1 pseudogene is annotated in these 220 nt (G+C 79.5%); it reads left to right on the forward strand.

Annotated features, from left to right (window positions below):
• Nucleotides 1-207, forward strand: a pseudogene (locus QWJ41_RS22610) (cysteine--tRNA ligase); the annotation flags it as partial.
• Nucleotides 208-220 lie beyond the last annotated feature (13 nt).

The following is a 220-nucleotide window of genomic DNA, read 5'->3' on the forward strand; positions in this document are numbered from 1 at the left end:
TTCCACGCCGACGACCTGCACGCGGCCGAGGCCCGCCTCGAGCGCGTGTACGCCGCCGCCGGTCGCGGCGGCGCCACGGCCGCGGCCGTCGAGGCCGCCACCGCTCCCCAGCTCGACGGCCTCGACGTGCGCACCGCCCTCGACGTCGCCGAGAGCGAGGGCGGCGAGGCCGCCCGCCGCGTGGTGCACCTGCTGCGCCTGGGCTGAGGCGGGAGTCTCA

The sequence above is a fragment of the Nocardioides cremeus genome, from assembly GCF_030518195.1.
Taxonomy (GTDB): Bacteria; Actinomycetota; Actinomycetes; order Propionibacteriales; family Nocardioidaceae; genus Nocardioides; species Nocardioides cremeus.